Annotated in this window: 18 protein-coding genes; 12 read left to right on the forward strand and 6 right to left on the reverse strand. The window is 44.7% G+C overall.

Annotated features, from left to right (window positions below; translation table 11 throughout):
• The first annotated feature begins 13 nt into the window (after positions 1-13).
• From DYC50_RS02600 to DYC50_RS02605, 3 genes are read left to right on the forward strand one after another with little or no spacing between them, the layout of a single operon-like run.
• Positions 14-961: an IS110 family transposase gene (locus DYC50_RS02600; RefSeq protein WP_172459061.1), complete on the forward strand. Its 948-nt coding sequence runs from the start codon at positions 14-16 to the stop codon at positions 959-961.
• 57 nt (positions 962-1018) lie between these two features.
• Positions 1019-1141 (forward strand): hypothetical protein, encoded by a 123-nt coding sequence (locus tag DYC50_RS10770; protein WP_281268537.1) that lies wholly within the window; start codon positions 1019-1021, stop codon positions 1139-1141.
• Positions 1131-3608, forward strand: coding sequence for a DEAD/DEAH box helicase (locus tag DYC50_RS02605; protein WP_115248889.1), 2478 nt, complete (start codon positions 1131-1133; stop codon positions 3606-3608). The genes DYC50_RS10770 and DYC50_RS02605 overlap by 11 nt, the downstream gene beginning before the upstream one ends.
• A 316-nt stretch (positions 3609-3924) precedes the next feature.
• On the opposite strand, the gene icd is transcribed toward DYC50_RS02605, so the two are convergent.
• Entirely contained in the window at positions 3925-5181 is a 1257-nt protein-coding gene (gene icd, locus DYC50_RS02610) for an NADP-dependent isocitrate dehydrogenase (protein WP_115248890.1), read from the reverse strand.
• Between the two features lie 122 nt (positions 5182-5303).
• Here icd and DYC50_RS02615 point away from each other — a divergent pair, with 122 nt between their 5' ends.
• The 4 genes from DYC50_RS02615 (at position 5304) to DYC50_RS02630 (ending at position 8513) form a co-directional block, all read left to right on the forward strand.
• Positions 5304-6005, forward strand: coding sequence for a pseudouridine synthase (locus DYC50_RS02615; protein ID WP_115248891.1), 702 nt, complete (start codon positions 5304-5306; stop codon positions 6003-6005).
• Positions 5998-6453, forward strand: a complete 456-nt coding sequence (locus DYC50_RS02620) for an NUDIX domain-containing protein (RefSeq protein ID WP_115248892.1) — start codon at positions 5998-6000, stop codon at positions 6451-6453. The genes DYC50_RS02615 and DYC50_RS02620 overlap by 8 nt, the downstream gene beginning before the upstream one ends.
• A gap of 131 nt (positions 6454-6584) precedes the next feature.
• On the forward strand, positions 6585-7085 hold the full coding sequence (gene mobB, locus DYC50_RS02625; RefSeq protein WP_115248893.1) for a molybdopterin-guanine dinucleotide biosynthesis protein MobB: 501 nt from the start codon (positions 6585-6587) through the stop codon (positions 7083-7085).
• Between the two features lie 27 nt (positions 7086-7112).
• Entirely contained in the window at positions 7113-8513 is a 1401-nt protein-coding gene (locus DYC50_RS02630) for a DHA2 family efflux MFS transporter permease subunit (RefSeq protein WP_115248894.1), read from the forward strand.
• 29 nt (positions 8514-8542) lie between these two features.
• Here DYC50_RS02630 and DYC50_RS02635 read toward each other — a convergent pair whose 3' ends face one another.
• From DYC50_RS02635 to DYC50_RS02655, 5 genes are all read right to left on the reverse strand, one after another.
• Positions 8543-9313, reverse strand: coding sequence for a class I SAM-dependent methyltransferase (locus DYC50_RS02635; RefSeq protein ID WP_115248895.1), 771 nt, complete (start codon positions 9311-9313; stop codon positions 8543-8545).
• Positions 9295-10389: a tRNA (uridine(54)-C5)-methyltransferase TrmA gene (gene trmA, locus DYC50_RS02640; protein WP_115248896.1), complete on the reverse strand. Its 1095-nt coding sequence runs from the start codon at positions 10387-10389 to the stop codon at positions 9295-9297. The genes DYC50_RS02635 and trmA overlap by 19 nt, the downstream gene beginning before the upstream one ends.
• 75 nt (positions 10390-10464) lie before the next feature.
• Positions 10465-10794 (reverse strand): MaoP family protein, encoded by a 330-nt coding sequence (locus DYC50_RS02645; RefSeq protein WP_115248897.1) that lies wholly within the window; start codon positions 10792-10794, stop codon positions 10465-10467.
• A 73-nt stretch (positions 10795-10867) separates the two neighbouring features.
• Entirely contained in the window at positions 10868-11500 is a 633-nt protein-coding gene (dsbA, locus tag DYC50_RS02650; protein WP_103854735.1) for a thiol:disulfide interchange protein DsbA, read from the reverse strand.
• A gap of 11 nt (positions 11501-11511) precedes the next feature.
• Positions 11512-11778, reverse strand: coding sequence for a YihD family protein (locus DYC50_RS02655; RefSeq protein WP_103853621.1), 267 nt, complete (start codon positions 11776-11778; stop codon positions 11512-11514).
• A 194-nt stretch (positions 11779-11972) separates the two neighbouring features.
• On the opposite strand from DYC50_RS02655, the gene mobA reads away from it, so the two are divergent.
• The 5 genes from mobA to DYC50_RS02680 all read left to right on the forward strand — a co-directional run bounded on the left by mobA (position 11973) and on the right by DYC50_RS02680 (position 17593).
• On the forward strand, positions 11973-12578 hold the full coding sequence (gene mobA / locus DYC50_RS02660) for a molybdenum cofactor guanylyltransferase MobA (RefSeq protein WP_115248898.1): 606 nt from the start codon (positions 11973-11975) through the stop codon (positions 12576-12578).
• Positions 12579-12660: 82 nt separating this feature from the next.
• Positions 12661-13185 carry a hypothetical protein gene (locus tag DYC50_RS02665; protein ID WP_103855911.1) on the forward strand — a complete coding sequence of 175 codons (525 nt, stop codon included), beginning with the start codon at positions 12661-12663 and terminating at the stop codon, positions 13183-13185.
• 199 nt (positions 13186-13384) lie between these two features.
• Entirely contained in the window at positions 13385-14917 is a 1533-nt protein-coding gene (gene fruB / locus DYC50_RS02670; protein ID WP_115248899.1) for a fused PTS fructose transporter subunit IIA/HPr protein, read from the forward strand.
• A 23-nt stretch (positions 14918-14940) separates the two neighbouring features.
• Positions 14941-15882, forward strand: coding sequence for a 1-phosphofructokinase (fruK, locus tag DYC50_RS02675; RefSeq protein WP_115248900.1), 942 nt, complete (start codon positions 14941-14943; stop codon positions 15880-15882).
• Between the two features lie 4 nt (positions 15883-15886).
• Entirely contained in the window at positions 15887-17593 is a 1707-nt protein-coding gene (locus tag DYC50_RS02680; protein ID WP_115248901.1) for a fructose-specific PTS transporter subunit EIIC, read from the forward strand.
• Positions 17594-17640 lie beyond the last annotated feature (47 nt).

The following is a 17640-nucleotide window of genomic DNA, read 5'->3' on the forward strand; positions in this document are numbered from 1 at the left end:
GCAAGGCAGGTTAATGATGAATGAACAAACTTATTGTGGTATTGATGTTGCTAAACGTCATTTCGTCATTGGGCTTTCTAACCAAAAACGAACAAAGACCGAAACCAACAACCCGAAAGGGATTGCGCATACCATTGAGTATTTACGTCGTTTCAGTGTGGACTTAATTGTCCTTGAAAGCACCGGTGGGCTTGAACTTCCATTAGCTAAAGCACTCCACCACGCAGGCTTTCGTGTGGTGATTGCCAACCCGCGACAAACCAATCAGTTTGCGATGTCGCAGTCACTAGCAAAAACCGACAATAAAGACGCCAAAATGTTGGCTTTTTACGCCCAGATGCTCGCAATGCGTGATAATGTAGCGCAACAGCTTTACATACCACCGACTCCCGAGCAAGAACAGCTTGAAGCCCTTGTTTCACGCCGTAATCAGCTTGTTGAAATGCGTTCCGCGGAGAAAAACCGCCTTGAACAAGTCCATTCCACACAACGACTCAGTGTTGAGCAGCATATCGACTATCTCAGTCTGCGTATTGATGAGCTGGATAGTGAAATCGAACATCATCTCAAACATTTTGACGATACAATAAAAAAGTTTAAAGACATCAAAGGGTTAGGCACACAAACGATAGCCGTTTTGATGTCAATGTTGCCTGAGTTAGGTCAATATACACATAAACAAATTGCTTCGCTTGTTGGCGTTGCGCCACATCCGAAAGAAAGCGGTAACACCAAATGGAAAAGCCGCTGTTCAGGTGGTCGCAAAGCCGTGCGAAATGCGCTGTATATGGCCACATTTGTTTGCGTGCGTTTTGAGCCTAAACTCAAACAATTTTACGAACGCTTACGGGCTAATGGTAAGGCGTTCAAAGTGGCGATTAACGCCTGTATGCGTAAGCTTCTAACCATTTTAAATGCGATTGTCCGCGATGGTTCGCAATGGGACGCTCACGCGCTTTAATTAACGAATTTGTATTTTTGCTTTTTAGCGGAATACAGTTGCTACCAACTCGTCCCAATGCAAGATTTCAGCCAATCGTGGAATGATGAAAAGTTATACGCTAAATATGGCTTAAACAACGATGAAATCGCCTTTATTGAATCAATGGTACGCCCAATGGAGAGAACCGATGTCGAATAATTATTTACATTCTCTGCAACAACCAAAAATTTATGCTTACAGCGATAATCGCTTTCCGAATATGCTCAAAGTGGGCTACACCACGCGCAAAGTGGCAGAACGCATTGCGGAACAATACCCAGTGAAAACGCCTAGCCAAACTTATCAAATTAAACTTGATGAGCTAGCTGTGCGTGATGACGGTTCCTATTTTAACGATCACGATGTGCATCAAGCCTTGCAGAAAATGGGTATAAAACGCAGTGAGGGGGAATGGTTTTATTGTGATGTGGACGCGGTGAAATCAGCCATTGTGGCGGTGCGAAAAAGAAAATCGCCTAAAATCCACCGCACTTTGGATTTTAAAATGCGCCCTGAGCAAGCCCGTGCGGTGCAACGCACAAAGGATTATTTCAACGCTTTTCGAGCAGATCCGAAAAATGCCAACAAAGAACCGCAATTTTTATGGAATGCCAAAATGCGTTTTGGTAAAACCTTCGCCACTTATCAATTAATTAAGCAAATGCAGTGGCGGCGGGTGTTGATTCTCACCTTTAAACCAGCAGTGAAAACGGCGTGGCAAGAAGATTTGCAAAACCACATTGATTTTACCGATTGGCAATTTGTGGATAAAAATAATATTGATGAATGGGATCGCATTAAAACGCACAGCGAGAAACTGCATAAACCGTTGATTTGTTTCCTTTCTTTGCAAGATTTACACGGCCGCACCGCCAAGGGCAAGGTGAAAGATCGCAATCGTTGGGTGTATGAAATTAACTGGGATTGCGTGGTGTTTGATGAATACCACTATGGCGCGTGGCGCAACAAAACCAAAGAACAATTTGATGACGGCGAGCTGAGCGCTGAATTAAAGGATCAAATAGAATTTGATCAAGATGAGCTGGGGCTTACCACCTACCACTATCTTTATCTTTCAGGCACGCCGTTCCGCGCTTTAAACAATGGCGAATTTATCGAAGAACAGGTGTTCAGCTGGACATATAGCGATGAGCAGCAAGCCAAAATCCAGTGGGGGAACAAGCCTGATAACCCTTATCTTGCGTTGCCAAAAATGGTGATGATGACCTACCAAATGGCGGAAGATCTGCGCGCGGTAGCAGAAAAAGGCGATAAAAATGAATTTGACTTAAACGAATTTTTCGCCGCCGAGGGCGAGGGTGATGAGGCGTGCTTTAAGTATCAAAATGAAGTGCAACAATGGCTGAACTGGCTGCGTTACGGTGGCGATCAGCCTTTGCAGTTCGGCGTTGAGAAACCGCCAATGCCTTATAGCGATGTGAATTTATTGGCAAATTTATTGCATACGGTGTGGTTTTTGCCCACCGTGGCAAGTTGTTTTGCGATGCGAAATCTGTTGGCAATGCCACAAAATCAGTTTTATCACGATTATAACGTGGTGGTGGCCGCAGGCACCAAGGCTGGCGTGGGCGAAAAAGCCTTGCCGCCAGTGCGCAACGCCATTGGTGAAAATCCGCTGAAAAATAAAAGCATCACCCTAAGTTGCGGAAAATTATTAACAGGCATTTCCATTCCTGAATGGTCAGGCATTTTTATGCTGTGCAACTTAAAAAGCCCTGAAACCTATTTCCAAGCTGCATTCCGTGTGCAAACCCCTTGGACAATGCGCGATCACAATCAGCAAGAAATTGTGGTGAAAGAATATTGCTATGTGTTTGATTTTGCGTTAAATCGTGCCTTAACCCAAGTGAGCGATTACAGCACGAAATTAAATCCAACGGAAGATAACCCAGAAAAACAAGTGGCGGATTTTATTCACTTCTTGCCAGTGCTTTCCTATGACGGCGGCACAATGCACCGCTTTGATGCAGGCGATATTTTAGATTACGCCCTAAGCGGAATGACCGCCACCTTGCTCGCCCGCCGCTGGGAAAGCGCAATGCTGGTAAATGTGGATAATGTTACCCTTGATCGTTTACGCAACAGCGAAGAAGCAATGGCAGCATTGGATAAAATTGAGGGCTTCCGCTCCTTACGAGAAGACATTACCACCATCATCAACCGCACTACTGAAGTGAGGAAAACCAAAGGGGGAGCAAGACAAGAAGGGCGACCGCTTACCCCAGATGAAGAAAAAACAGTCAATGAAGCCGAAAAAGAGCGTAAATCCTTACGCAAGTTACTTCAGGATAAACTGATTAAATTCGCCGCCCGCGTGCCAGTGTTTATGTATCTCACCGATTTCCGCGAACACACCTTGCGCGAAGTGATTGAAGTGCTAGAGCCTGAGTTATTCTCTGCGGTTACAGGCTTAACACAAAAAGATTTCCAGCTTTTGGTTAGCCTTAACGTATTCAACCAAGTTCAAATGAACAGTGCCGTGTTCAGCTTCAAACGCTACGAAGATGCGAGCCTAGAATACACCGGCATCCGCAAACACACCGACAAATTCATCGGCGGCTACGATACGGTGATTAGCCAAGAGGAATATGATTATTTGAATTAACAAATAAAAGCAAAGAAAAAGAGCGGTGAAAAATTCAGAGATTTTTTACCGCTCTTTTCCCATTTATCATTGCACTTTCCCGTAGGGGCGGACCGATGTGTCCGCCCTCTATTCAACGCAATGCTCCTATTCGGGCAGGCACACAGTAGGGGTAGGATGGGCTTTAGCCCATCATTTAATGTAATTTATTCCCTTCGCTGGGCTTAAGCCCACCCTACGGATCTTTTCTAATTTATCACAATGTAGGGGCAAACCGATGTGTTCGCGCGCATCAAAATGTCCCCAATTTAGTAAAGGGGAAAAATTTGCCACTAAGCTACATATTCGCCACAATTTCTTCGGCAAATTCGGACGTGGAGCATAATTTCGCGCCTTCTAACATTTCTGCAAAATCGAAGGTAACGGTTTTGTTTTCAATGGCTTTGGCGACTGCGTTTACCACTAAATCCGCGGCTTCTGTCCAGCCTAAATGGCGTAACATCATTTCACCGCTTAGGATTAATGAACCGGGGTTGCCTTTGTTTTGCCCTGCGATTTTTGGTGCTGTACCGTGGGTGGCTTCAAAAATTGCCGCTTCCGCACCGATATTTGCCCCTGGTGAGATGCCAATTCCGCCTACTTGTGCAGCAAGGGCATCGGAAATGTAGTCACCGTTTAGGTTGAGTGTGGCGATGACATCGTAATCGGCTGGGTGGAGCAACACTTCTTGCAAGAACGCATCGGCAATGGAGTCTTTGATGATAATTTCACGCCCTGTTTTTGGATTCGTTAGTTTCATCCACGGGCCTTCATCAATGAGTGTTGCGCCAAATTCTTTCGCCACTTCATAACCCCATTCTTTAAATGCGCCTTCAGTGAATTTCATAATGTTGCCTTTATGCACAAGGGTGAGGGATTTTCTATCATTATCAATCACATATTGTAAAGCCGCACGCACTAAACGCTGTGTGCCTTGTTTTGAAACAGGTTTGATACCAATACCACAATCTTGTGGGAAACGAATTTTGTTCACGCCCATTTCTTGTTGCAAGAATTGGATCACTTTGTCCGCTTCAGGCGAGCCAGCTTTCCATTCCACGCCGGCGTAAATATCTTCTGAATTTTCACGGAAAATCACCATATTGACTTTTTCAGGGTGTTTCACTGGGCTTGGCGTGCCGCTGTAATAGCGAATTGGACGCAAGCAGTTGTAAAGATCCAAGCCTTGACGCATTGCCACGTTGAGCGAGCGAATGCCACCGCCCACTGGGGTCATCAACGGGCCTTTGATCGCAACGTGATATTCTTTAATAAAATCAAGGGTTTCTGCTGGTAGCCAAGTGTTTTCGCCATAAACTTCATTGGCTTTGCCACCGGCATAAATTTCTAACCAAGAAATTTTGCGTTTGCCTTGATAGGCTTTTTCCACGGCGGCATCGATCACGCGTTGCATTGCAGGCGTTACATCTACGCCAATGCCATCGCCCTCAATAAATGGAATAATTGGATTATCTGGCACGATTAATGCGCCCTGTGCATCTAAACGAATTTTTTCACCTTGTGGGATAACAACGGCGGATTGGGTTTGACTCATTGGATTTCTCCTTTATGCTTGATGTTGTGTTATAGTGAATGAAATGTTTAACAAAAGTGGCATTAATGATTGTTAAAAATGTGTCTTTTGTTAAGTAACGAATCAACATTTCCATAACATATATGAAGGCAAAATTTCTTTCAAGCCGTAATCATCAAGAACGGCAAAATTTACGCAAAAAAACGGTTCAGCATTTTGCGCGTAAAAAAACAAGTACACCGAATTTCGCCCAAACCAAAGTGGTGCTGTTTAACAAGCCCTTTGATGTGCTAAGCCAATTTAGCGATGAAAATGGGCGGCAAACGCTGAAAGATTTTATTACCATTGCGCAGATTTACCCCGCAGGGCGTTTGGATCGTGATAGTGAGGGCTTGTTAATTCTCACCAACAACGGCGAAATTCAGCACCGTTTGGCTGATCCTAAATACAAAACAGAGAAAACCTATTTCGTGCAAGTGGAGGGTGAGCCAACAGAGAGCGAGCTTGAACCGCTGCGTCAAGGGGTAATGTTAAAAGATGGCAAAACCTTGCCGGCGAAAGTGCGGTTGATTTCTGCGCCAAATTTTTTATGGCAACGGGATCCGCCTATTCGCGAGCGAAAAAACATTCCCACAAGCTGGCTAGAAATTAAAATTTGTGAGGGCAAAAACCGCCAAGTTCGCCGAATGACCGCACATATCGGATTTCCCACTTTGCGTTTAATTCGCCGCAAAATGGCAGGATTTAATGTAGAAAATTTGCCATTAGGGCAGTATTATCAATTGAATTCCCAAGAGCTAGAAGCGCTTTATCAACGGTTAAAATTAAGGAAATCCAATGCATAGACCTTATATAACAATGGCGTGCGTAGTGCATTGCCAAGGCAAATTTTTATTTGTCAAAGAATTTGAATACGGCAAAATGACCTTAAACCAACCAGCAGGGCATTTAGAGCAAAATGAAACAATCCTTGCCGGCGCAATACGCGAATTGCGTGAAGAAACAGGGATTGACGCAACGCCAAGCAAGCTGATCAAAATCTACCAATGGCACGCCCCACGCAGCCAAAAAGATTATTTGCGTTTTGTATTTGCTGTAGAGCTTGAAGAACAACAGCCTATCCGTCCAAGTGATCCTGATATTGAGGGCGGTTTATGGCTCACTCCCGCAGAATTTCAGCATTATATCCAACAAGACGGACAAGCAGAACGCAACCCACTCGTCAGCCAAGCCCTGCAAGATTATTTAAACGGTGAAAGCGTGAGTTTAGATGTGTTGAAGGTGTTTGAATAAAAATGGGTGAAATTTACACCGCACTTTATTATCGTAGTAGATATTTGAATAAATGAATCTGTGATATTCTTCACAAAAAAGATCATTATTAAATTTAATTGCTGAATTAACTCTCAAATAGAGGACATAAAATGCGCCCGATGCTTGGCATTACAGGATACAGCGGCAGTGGCAAAACCACCTTGCTGGAAAAACTTTTACCTCAGCTTGCCGATCTCGGTTTGCGCGTGGCGGTGATTAAGCACAGCCATCATAACGCGCAGGTGGATAAAGAGGGCAAGGATAGCTGGCGAATGAAAGAAGCAGGTGCGAGCCAAGTGGTAATGGCTTGTGATAACCGTTGGGCATTGATGACGGAAACCGCACAGCCCGTGAGCTTAGGCTATTTGGCGGCGCAATTTGATCCGCAGCTGACGGATTTGATTTTGGTGGAAGGTTTCAAACACGAACCTATTGCAAAGATTTTATTGCATCGCAAAACAATGGAGAAAGCCTTGCCTGAGCTTGATGAAAAAGTGATTGCGCTCGCCACCGATTACCCTTTAAGCTGCACTGTGCCACATTTGGACATCAATCAGGTTGAGCAAATTGCCACATTTATTTTTCATTGGTATCAACAACAAATGAAATAAAGTGCGGTGCAAAATCGCAGAATTTTTATGACAGAAACGAAAAATTATACAGGCTTGGCGTGGATTGCCGCCGTTGCCTTTTTTATGCAAACCTTAGACGCGACCATTTTGAATACGGCGTTGCCGACTATTTCGCGCAGTCTAAATGAATCGCCGCTGAATATGCAGTTGGCGATCATTAGCTATGCTTTGACGGTGGCGTTGTTTATTCCGTTAAGCGGTTGGGCGGCGGATAAATTTGGTACGCGTAAGGTTTTTCGTGCTGCCATTGGTGTTTTTGTACTGGGATCGGTGGCGTGTGCTTTATCGCAATCTTTGCCACAATTGATCTTTGCCCGTATTTTACAAGGGCTTGGCGGTGCGTTAATGATGCCTGTTGCGCGCCTTGCGATAATCCGTAGCGTGCCGAAAAATCAGCTGTTAAATGCGTGGAATATTATGGCGATGGCAGGCCTTATTGGGCCAATCCTTGGGCCTGTGTTGGGTGGCTTAATCGTAACTTATATGAGCTGGCATTGGATTTTCTTAATTAATATTCCCATTGGGCTGGCAGGGATTTTCCTTGCAGGCATTTATATGCCAAATATGAAAGGGCAGGTGAGCCGTTTAGATAAATGGGGTTTCGTGCTGTTTGCGGGCGGGCTTGTGGGCTTGACCTTGGGGCTGGATCTAGTGGCAGAACACTTCACCGCAACTTGGATTGCGTTAGTGGTGCTGGCGGTGGGAATGGCATTTCTGGCTTGCTATTATCTTTATGCCAAACGCGTTCACAATCCGCTAATGCCTCTTTCTTTGTTTCATATTCGCACTTTTCGTTTAGGCTTTATTGCCAATTTATTTATTCGTCTGTGTGGCTCGGGCGTACCGTTTTTGCTACCGCTAATGCTCCAAGTGGTATTTCATTACAGCGCAGAAGTGGCAGGCTGGCTAATGGTGCCAATTGCCGTGAGTTCAATGGCGTTCAAGCCGCTGATTCGAGGCATTCTTTCTCGTTTTGGTTATAAGAAAACGCTGATCAGCACCGCCATTGTGATGACTTTCGTGATTGCCGCAATGAGCTTACTGCAACGCCATACGCCAATTTGGCAGATGGTGCTGATTTTATTGGCATACGGCGGTTGTATGTCGGTCAGTTTTACCGCGATCAACACCTTAACCGTCGGCGATTTATCCGACAACAACGCCAGCGCAGGCTCAACAATGCTGAGCGTGATCCAGCAAGTGGGAATTGGCATTGGCATTGCGGTTTCTTCGGTGATTTTAGGCTTATACCGCAACGCCCTTGGGGAAACTGTCGAACAGCTACAACAAGCTTTTAGCTATACCTTTCTAACGTCCAGCTTATTCGGCTTAATTCTGGTACTCATTCTTTCTGGTTTAAGAAAGCAAGATGGCGAGAATTTGCAAATAAGAGCGGTGAAAAAATAGCAAAATTTTTACCGCACTTGTGTTGTTTCTTATTCTGCAAGATAAATATCAAAGCGATGATTTTTGGTTTCGCGGCTAAAGTGCGGGGCTTTTTCAGCGAGAAATTGGGCGTAGTCGGGGCGTTTTACCACCACACGTTTTTGTGCGATTTGTAAGGCGGGGGCGAGCAGGTCGTCTGCGTCTTCATCTGCGCCCACTAAATGCTGAAAAACGCGCATTTCTTTTTTCACCAAGGCACTTTTTGCCTTGTGGGGGTACATCGGGTCAAGGTACACCACGTCTGCTTTCGTGCCTTGTTGAGCAAGTTCATCAATCTGTTTTATGGGCAATAACTGCATATTTTGCTGCATCATTGCGCCGATTTCTGCGTCTTGATAAGCCCGTTGCAAGCCGTCTTGCAGCAATAAATAGACCACAGGGTGGCGTTCTACTAAGCGCACTTGGCAGCCAATAGCAGCAAGGACAAAGGCATCACGCCCTAGCCCAGCGGTAGCATCAATGACGCTAGGCAGATAATCTTTTTTAATGCCAACGGCCTTGGCGATGGCTTCGCCACGTCCGCCGCCGAACTTGCGCCGATGCGCCATTGCACCGCTGACAAAATCTACATACACCGCGCCTAATTTGGGTTCGTCTAATTTGCGTAATTCTAAACGTTCAATGCCGTTTTGTTCCGTTTGCACCAAGGCCAGCGGGCTGTATGGCTGGTGGATTAAGCCTTGCTGTTCACAAAGTGCGGTGAAATTTTGCGAATTTTTTGTTTCGCAAATCAGTTGCACGGCTATTTTCGGATCAACCATACACCGGATTCCATATGTTCAGTATAAGGGAACTGATCAAACAGCGCCGCACGCGCAATGCGGTGGGTTTGACATAGGGTTTGCAAGTTGTCGCATAGAGTGTACGGATTGCAGGAAATATACAAAATGCGATCATATTGTTGCACCAATTTTACCGTGTCAGGATCAAGCCCTGCCCGTGGCGGATCAACAAAAATGGTATTGCAATCATAAGCTTGCAAATCAATGCCTTTTAAACGATTAAAGGCACGCACGCCGTTCATTGCTTGGGTAAATTCTTCTGCCGACATTCTGATAATCTGTAAATTATCAATCTGGTTCGCGGCGATATTAAATTGCGCAGCAGCAACAGATGGTTTGGCGATTTCTGTTGCTAGCACGTTACGAAAGTTCTGCGCCAGCGCAATGGAAAAATTGCCGTTGCCACAATAAAGCTCGAGCAAATCCCCTTGGCTGTTTTGGGTGCAATCAATCGCCCATTGCAACATTTTGCCATTTACCACCGCATTAGGCTGCGTGAAACTGTTTTCCACTTGGCGATAAATATAGTCTTTGCCGTTTACAGGCAGAATTTCGTCCACATAATCCTGATCTAAACAAATTTTTTGTTTAGAGGCACGCCCGATGATCTGCACGTCAAAACCTTGTTGTTGCAGGGTTTGGCGTAATGCTACCGCCGCCTGTTGCCATTGTTCATCTAAGACTTTGTGATAAAGCAGGCTGACGATAATTTTATTGCTCAGGGTGCTGAGATAATCAATTTGGAATAAACGATGCTTGAGAATGGTTTGCTGTTTGAGCAGGGGCAGCAAGGCTTGCATCATTTCATTGATAAGCTGGCTGGCAATGGGGAAACGATCAATGCGATAAGGCTTGCGCGTTTGGCGGTCAAACATAATATGATAAAAATCATCATCTTGATGCCAAACACGAAATTCAGCACGCATACGATAATGTTGTTTTGGCGAATCAAATACCGCTAATTCTGGCGCATCAAAGGGTGCTAAAAGTGCGGTCAATTTTTGGCGTTTTTCTGCCAATAATTCATCATATTTTTCGATAGGTAAGGCTTGCATTGATAGTTCTCATTATTCGTTGCCAACAAAAAGAAAAGGCTTGATTGCTCAAGCCTTATGATCTTGCTAGGCAGATTAATCCGCGTTGCTCATCTCTTCTAGGTTATCCGCTACCACACCAGATAAAGTATAAACACGTTTTGTGGTGCTGGTTAAAGTGCGGTATTTATTCCACGTTTTTTCAAAGAAGGTTTCTGGCTGACGCTCACCTTGACAAAATGCCACAAAGGCTTTTTCTTCTTCTGTTACAGGCGCACGCTCACCACTATCTAAGGCTTTGAAAGCCTGACCATATTGCTCTAAAGCTTGGGATTCTTTGATTGTATAATCACCGTGGCGAGCAAAACCGCGGGGATAGTTTTTATCGTCAAAAAAGCGACGCGTTACGCTAAAACTTTCTGCCATAATATCCTCAATATTGCGAATTCAAAATCGGCACGCATTAAACCAATTTTTGCCTAGTTTTGCAATTTATTTGTTACTTTTGTAGCAAGGCTTTCACGGTTTCTACATAATCTTGAATGAAACCTTCTTCACTGTGCGATAGCCCTTCAGGGTTCACACGATATTTACCATTTACATAGAAATCTGGCACACCGTGTACATTAAAACGCTCAGCCGCTTGCACTTGCTGATTGTACAAACCCGTTACCGCAAAGCTGTTAATACCGCCATCAAATTGTTCTGCACTTACCCCGCTATCGATAAAAATTTGACGAATCGCGTCTAAACTTGGCGCACTTTGATCACGATTTTTCACCGCAGTTTGCGCAGCTTCAAATAATGGTGCTTTGACTTTCTCTTCTACGCCTAAGGCCATTGCTAATGCCCAAGCGCGAGTGAGATTTTCTGATTGAAAACCTAAGAAATTCACGTGATATTGCTTAAATTTTGTGCCTTCAGGCAGGGCGGCTTTCACTTTCTCAGGAATGTGATAATCCATTTCAAAAGCATAACAATGAGGGCAATAAAAAGAGAAAAACTCAATCACTTCAGGCTGAACTGCGCGTTCAGTGTTTAACGCAATGTATTGTTTTCCTTCGGTTAAATCCGCGGCTTGTACATTCGCTACAAAAAATAATGATGCTAAGGCAACAAGAAATTTTTTCATTACAACTTTCCTTATTCAATAATGCCACGCGCTTTTAGCAACGCAGTTTTAAAATCTTCTTCATAATCTTTTTTAATCCCAGGGATCGGCTCGTGCTTATCTGTGCCATACATTTTCAAATGATAGATAATCACTTCGTCCGTTAATTCTGCCACAGGTTTATCAAACCCCGCTTCATCAGCGATTTTCTGCAAAATCTGGGTTAAGCTCAAATCAGGATCTTGCGACCAATAAGGTTGCAACAATTCCAACACCTCATTTAGACGATGACATTTCATAACAGTTCCTTACCTTGGATAATAAAGGGCTAAATAATACTGTAATTGCGGGGAGAAAGGAATAAGCTGGCGGAAAAAAGCACTTTAATAAGTGCGGTAGAAAAACGCACAATTTTTCCACCGCACTTTTTTATTTGCGGATTTATCAAGTAGAATAAGGCCATTTGATAGGCTAAAAAGCAAAGTGAGGGCAAATGAAAATCAGTGCAGTGATTCTTGCTGGTGGTCGGGCAAGGCGAATGGGTGGTGTGGATAAAGGGTTGCAGCTTTTTCGTGGGCAGCCGTTGGTGTGGCATTGTTATCAGCGCTTGAAAGATCAGGTGGCGCAGGTGGCGGTGAATGCCAATCGCAATCAAGAGCGCTATGCGCAGCTTGGTTTGCCCGTGTTTGCCGATGAATTGGCGGATTTTCAAGGGCCGTTGAGTGGCATTTTAACGGGGCTAAAACGGGCGGAGAGCGATTTTGTGCTGTTTGTGCCTTGTGATTGCCCCTTTTTACCCTTGAATTTATTGGAAAAATTGCAGCAGCCCATTTTTCAATCTTTGCAAGATCGTCAAAGTGCGGGGGAAAATTCGTCAGTTTTACTCACTTATGCTACCGATGGTGAGTGTGAACACCCGACATTTTGTTTGGTTTCCACCTTGCTGGCGGAAAAGCTCGCTGCTTATTTACACAGCGGTGAGCGGCGAATGTTGCAGTTTATGCGAGAAAATGGCGCGATTGCGGTAGATTTTCGCGATCAGAAAGAGGCTTTCCAAAATTTTAATACGCTGGCGGATTTAGAAAGCGAAGTGCGGTGAAAAAATCACGGAAATTTGGCTTTTTATTCAAATTATAATCAGTATAATAAGAAAAATCTGATTAACAAAAAACGGATAAGTTATGTTCAAAATTATTTCAATTTCAGTGTTAAGTGCCTTTTTAGTGGCGTGTTCTTCTTTGACTTCTTATGTGCCGTTTATGGACAACGAGAAAAAAGTGATCGATTTAGATAAAGAGAAAATCGATAAAAAATCCTATGCCTCTGCGTATGCAGCAACGGTGCAAACCTATTCAGGGCGTGTAAATGAAGATTATGATGTGAATTCTTTTGCCAGTGGCGTGAATGATTGGTATCTCAACCGTATTTTAGTGCCGATTGAAGAAGTGAAAGCGAAATTATACCAAGGCGGTGGCGTGGATAGCCAAGTTTATGCTTATTATAGTGGTGTAGTGTTCGCGTCTGAATTACAGAATAATTTCAATCGCTTAAGTGCAAATTGTTGGTCGCAAATCAGCCAGCCAAGTGCAACGCAAGGGATTTATGATGCAATGCGAGATCTACAAAAAGGGCAGCCGCGTTCCTTAGATGAAGGTTATATCGCAGAAGGTAGCGATCAAGTGTTGAAAGTCTGTACAGGAAAATAATGTGTAAGGTTACTGATGTTTAATCAGTAACCTTTTCTTTTTTTATTTAAGCTGAAAGGTTTTTGCTTAACGTTCAGCAAGCGTTTTAATAAAGCGTTAAGCAAATCATCAGTAAAACGTATCGCCAAATTGGTTTTGCGAAGAAGTGAGCTAGTATCACAACGCCATTTGGTATTCAAACCAATATTCTGGAGGGAAAATGCTTAACTTATCAGAAAAAAATATTCACTTATCGGCACAAGCCGAAAATAAACAGCAAGCCATTGAATTGGTGGCGCAAGCGCTTGAGCAAGCGGGCAATGTGGAAGCAGGATATTTAGCAGGAATGTTGGCGCGCGAAACGCAAACGTCCACCTTTTTAGGCAACGGCATTGCCATTCCACACGGCACGTTGGAAACACGTCCAATGGTGAAAGAAACGGGCGTGCAAGTGTTTCAGTTTCCACAAGGGATTGAATGGGGCGACGGCAACAAAGCCTATGTGGTGATTGGCATTGCTGCCCGTTCAGATGAGCATTTAACCTTGCTGCGTCAGCTTACTCAAGTGCTAGGCGATGAAGAAAAAGCGGCGAAATTGGCGACATTACAAGAGGTAGAAAAATTCCGTGCCATTTTAATGGGCGAAGAAACGCTGGAAGTGAAAAGCGAAGATCTGAGCCTTGATGTGGATACTGAAAGCCTGCTTACTTTAATTGCGATTAATGCCGGCAAATTGCAAAACCAAGGCGCGGTGAATAATCAATTTGTGGCAGAGGTGATCGCCTCTCCTGCATTGCCACTGGGCGGCGGCTTATGGCTTACCGATTCGGTGCAAGGCAACGAGAAAAATGCCCTTGCGTTCAGCCGCGCAAAGCAAGCTTTCCAGCATAATCATAAAGAAGTGAAAGGCGTGCTAACGGTGGCTTGCGTGAATGAGCAAATTGATGAGCTACTCGCACGATTACTAGAAAATTCCGTGCAGCAAGCCTTATTAAACGGAAATTCTCAGCAAATTTTGACCGCACTTAATGGTGGTGAGGTGAGCGTTGAAAGCCCAGCGCCTGCCAATACCAGTAGCGAAAATGCAGGCACGGTTATCGGTACATTCACCGTGCGTAATGAACACGGCTTGCACGCGCGCCCTTCGGCTGTGTTAGTGAATGAAGTGAAAAAATTCGCCTCAAAAATTACGGTGGAAAATCTCACCCGTGGCGGTGAAGCCATTAGCGCTAAAAGCCTGATGAAAATCGTGGCATTGGGCGCAACTCTTGGACATCGTTTACGTTTTAGCGCGGTGGGTGAAGATGCCAAACAAGCCATTGAAGCCATTGGTAAAGCCATTGCGGACGGCTTGGGGGAAGAAGTGTCCTCTTTATCGCCGAAAGAGCCAGATCACATTGAAGTGATTAGCGAAAGTAACACAGCTAGTGGAAAAACTGCAGAAAAAACCACCGCACTTGATAATCAAGATCCAAGCGAAAGTGTTGAAGCGGTGTTTGTGGTGCGTAACGAACACGGTTTGCACGCACGCCCTGCCGCCGTATTAGTTAATGAAGTGAAGAAATATAACGCCTCAGTAGCAGTGCAAAATGTGGATCGCGATAGCCAATTAGTTAGCGCTAAAAGTTTGATGAAAGTAGTGGCGCTTGGTGTGGTGAAAGGACATCGTTTACGTTTCGTAGCAACTGGTGAAGAAGCACAAAAAGCCCTTGATGGCATTGGTGCGGCGATTGAAGCTGGCTTGGGTGAGTAGGATTAGGTGAGTAGGAGTTGATAATGGCAAAAGTGGCAACCATCACGTTAAATACCGCCTATGATTTAGTGGGGCGGTTAAAACGTATTGAGCTGGGTGAAGTGAATACGGTGGAAACCTTGGGCTTATTCCCTGCAGGCAAAGGCATCAACGTGGCAAAAGTGTTGAAAGATTTAGGCGTTGATGTAGCGGTGAGTGGTTTCCTTGGTCGTGATAATCAAGGGGATTTCAACACAATGTTTGCGGAGCTAGGCTTAGAAGATCGCTTTCAGCGTGTGGCGGGTAAAACTCGCATAAACGTGAAAATCACCGAAACAGAGGCCGATGTTACGGATCTCAATTTCCTAGGCTATGAAATTTCACCACAAGATTGGCAAAATTTTGTGCAGCAATCCTTGTTGTTATGCAAAGATTTTGACATTGTCGCAGTGTGTGGCAGCTTGCCGCGCGGTGTTAGTCCAACAGATTTTGCAGATTGGCTCAAACAGCTACAACAAGCTGGCGTAAAAGTGGTGTTAGACAGCAGTAATGCAGCACTCAGTGCGGGGTTATCCGCCAATCCTTGGCTAGTGAAACCCAATCATCGTGAGCTTGAGGCTTGGGCAGGGCATTCCTTACCAACCCTAGAAGACATCATCGCTGCCGCAGAAAAATTACGCGCACAAGGCATTGCTAATGTGATTATTTCAATGGGCGCGGACGGTTCTTTGTGGTTAAGCGAACAAGGTGTGATCCAAGCGAAGCCACCAAAATGTGAACAAGTGGTTAGCACCGTGGGCGCGGGCGATTCGATGGTGGCAGGGCTAATTTATGGCTTGAGTAAATCACTTTCACAGCAAGACACCTTGGCGTTTGCCAGTGCGGTGTCTGCCTTTGCGGTATCGCAAAGCAATGTGGGCGTGAGTGATCCTGCGTTATTAACACCAATCTTAGAAAAAGTAGAAATTTCAGTGATTAAAGGGTAGAACAATGAAGATTTTTTTGACAAACACACAACAATTAGGCAATGCCAAAGCCTTTTTGATTAAACAGGTGCTGGCTGCGGCAGCAAAACAGCAAGGCGATGACGTGGTGGCAGAAGCTAACCAAGCGGATTTAGTGATCGCCTTAGGTGGTGCGCCAAATAACAGCGCATTACGAGGCAAAAAACTGTTTGTGGCAGAGGTGGAAAACGCCTTTAATGCACCAGAAGCGACCTTGAAACAGGCACAGGCGGAAGCGGTGGAATATCAGCCTGCGGAAAATTCAAATGGGGCGGAAAATAAAAGTGCGGTACAAAATGCGCCAGATTTTTCTAATCAAACGAAAAATATTGTGGCAGTTACCGCTTGCCCAACAGGCGTGGCGCATACTTTTATGTCTGCGGAAGCCATTGCTGAATATGCCAAAAAGCAAGGCTGGAATGTGAAAGTGGAAACCCGTGGACAAGTGGGTTCGAGCAATATCATTTCCCCTGAAGATGTGGCGAATGCGGATCTTGTTTTTATTGCTGCTGATATTGATGTGGATTTAAGCAAGTTTGAAGGCAAGCTGATGTATCGCACCTCCACTGGGCTTGCGCTGAAGAAAACAGCACAAGAATTTGAAAAAGCCTTCAAAGAAGCGAAAATTTACACAGGGGCAAATGCAGCTAAAGTACAAGTCAGCGAAGAAAGCACGGGTGAGCGTAAAGGCTTGTATAAACACCTGATGACAGGGGTTTCCCATATGTTGCCATTGGTGGTCGCAGGGGGCTTGCTAATCGCTATTTCTTTTATGTTTGGGATTGAAGCCTTTAAAGATCCGAATATTGCAGGTGGTTTACCAAAAGCCTTGATGGATATTGGTGGCGGTGCAGCATTCCACTTAATGATTGCCGTGTTCGCAGGTTATGTGGCGTTTTCTATCGCTGATCGTCCCGGATTAGCCGTGGGTTTAATTGGCGGTATGCTCGCTACCACCGCAGGTGCAGGGATTTTAGGCGGGATTATTGCCGGCTTGCTTGCAGGTTATGTGGTGAAATTCTTAAACCAAGCCATTCAATTACCAGCCAGCTTAAGTTCATTAAAACCGATTTTAATTTTGCCATTGCTCGGTTCTGCGATTGTCGGTTTGGTGATGATTTATCTGATCAATCCACCAGTAAAAGGCTTAATGGACGCATTAGTGGAATGGCTCAACACAATGGGACAAAGCAATGCGTTGTTATTAGGCGCGGTGCTGGGTGCGATGATGTGTGTGGATATGGGCGGCCCAGTGAACAAAGCGGCTTATACTTTCGGCACAGGTTTAATCGCTTCTGGCGTTTACACCCCAATGGCTGCGGTAATGGCAGCGGGTATGGTGCCACCGATTGGAATGGCAATTGCTACATTATTAGCACGCAAAAAATTCACTGCTAATCAACGTGATGCAGGTAAAGCCTCTTTCGTATTAGGTTTATGCTTTATTTCTGAAGGTGCATTGCCATTTGTGGCGGCTGATCCTGTGCGCGTAATTGCATCAAGCATTATTGGTGGTGCAGTGGCTGGCGCGATTTCTTTAGGCTTATCCATCGGCTTACAAGCCCCACACGGTGGTTTATTCGTGATTCCATTTGTAACTCAGCCATTAATGTATTTAGCGGCAATTGCTATTGGTGCGGTGCTAACAGGCGTGATTTATGCAGTTATTAAGCCAAAACTTACGGAAAAATAACTGCACTTTATTTGCGCTATGAGTATAAACATTAGGTTTTATAGCGT

The sequence above is a fragment of the Avibacterium avium genome (genome assembly GCF_900454535.1).
GTDB lineage: Bacteria > Pseudomonadota > Gammaproteobacteria > Enterobacterales > Pasteurellaceae > Avibacterium > Avibacterium avium.

Coding starts and splice junctions, on each gene's coding strand:
- DYC50_RS02600 (WP_172459061.1), top strand. CDS start 14: ATGATGAATGAACAAACTTATTGTGGTATTGATGTTGCTAAACGTCAT.
- DYC50_RS10770 (WP_281268537.1), top strand. CDS start 1,019: ATGCAAGATTTCAGCCAATCGTGGAATGATGAAAAGTTATACGCTAAA.
- DYC50_RS02605 (WP_115248889.1), top strand. CDS start 1,131: ATGTCGAATAATTATTTACATTCTCTGCAACAACCAAAAATTTATGCT.
- icd (WP_115248890.1), bottom strand. CDS start 5,181: ATGAGTCAAACCCAATCCGCCGTTGTTATCCCACAAGGTGAAAAAATT.
- DYC50_RS02615 (WP_115248891.1), top strand. CDS start 5,304: ATGAAGGCAAAATTTCTTTCAAGCCGTAATCATCAAGAACGGCAAAAT.
- DYC50_RS02620 (WP_115248892.1), top strand. CDS start 5,998: ATGCATAGACCTTATATAACAATGGCGTGCGTAGTGCATTGCCAAGGC.
- mobB (WP_115248893.1), top strand. CDS start 6,585: ATGCGCCCGATGCTTGGCATTACAGGATACAGCGGCAGTGGCAAAACC.
- DYC50_RS02630 (WP_115248894.1), top strand. CDS start 7,113: ATGACAGAAACGAAAAATTATACAGGCTTGGCGTGGATTGCCGCCGTT.
- DYC50_RS02635 (WP_115248895.1), bottom strand. CDS start 9,313: ATGGTTGATCCGAAAATAGCCGTGCAACTGATTTGCGAAACAAAAAAT.
- trmA (WP_115248896.1), bottom strand. CDS start 10,389: ATGCAAGCCTTACCTATCGAAAAATATGATGAATTATTGGCAGAAAAA.
- DYC50_RS02645 (WP_115248897.1), bottom strand. CDS start 10,794: ATGGCAGAAAGTTTTAGCGTAACGCGTCGCTTTTTTGACGATAAAAAC.
- dsbA (WP_103854735.1), bottom strand. CDS start 11,500: ATGAAAAAATTTCTTGTTGCCTTAGCATCATTATTTTTTGTAGCGAAT.
- DYC50_RS02655 (WP_103853621.1), bottom strand. CDS start 11,778: ATGAAATGTCATCGTCTAAATGAGGTGTTGGAATTGTTGCAACCTTAT.
- mobA (WP_115248898.1), top strand. CDS start 11,973: ATGAAAATCAGTGCAGTGATTCTTGCTGGTGGTCGGGCAAGGCGAATG.
- DYC50_RS02665 (WP_103855911.1), top strand. CDS start 12,661: ATGTTCAAAATTATTTCAATTTCAGTGTTAAGTGCCTTTTTAGTGGCG.
- fruB (WP_115248899.1), top strand. CDS start 13,385: ATGCTTAACTTATCAGAAAAAAATATTCACTTATCGGCACAAGCCGAA.
- fruK (WP_115248900.1), top strand. CDS start 14,941: ATGGCAAAAGTGGCAACCATCACGTTAAATACCGCCTATGATTTAGTG.
- DYC50_RS02680 (WP_115248901.1), top strand. CDS start 15,887: ATGAAGATTTTTTTGACAAACACACAACAATTAGGCAATGCCAAAGCC.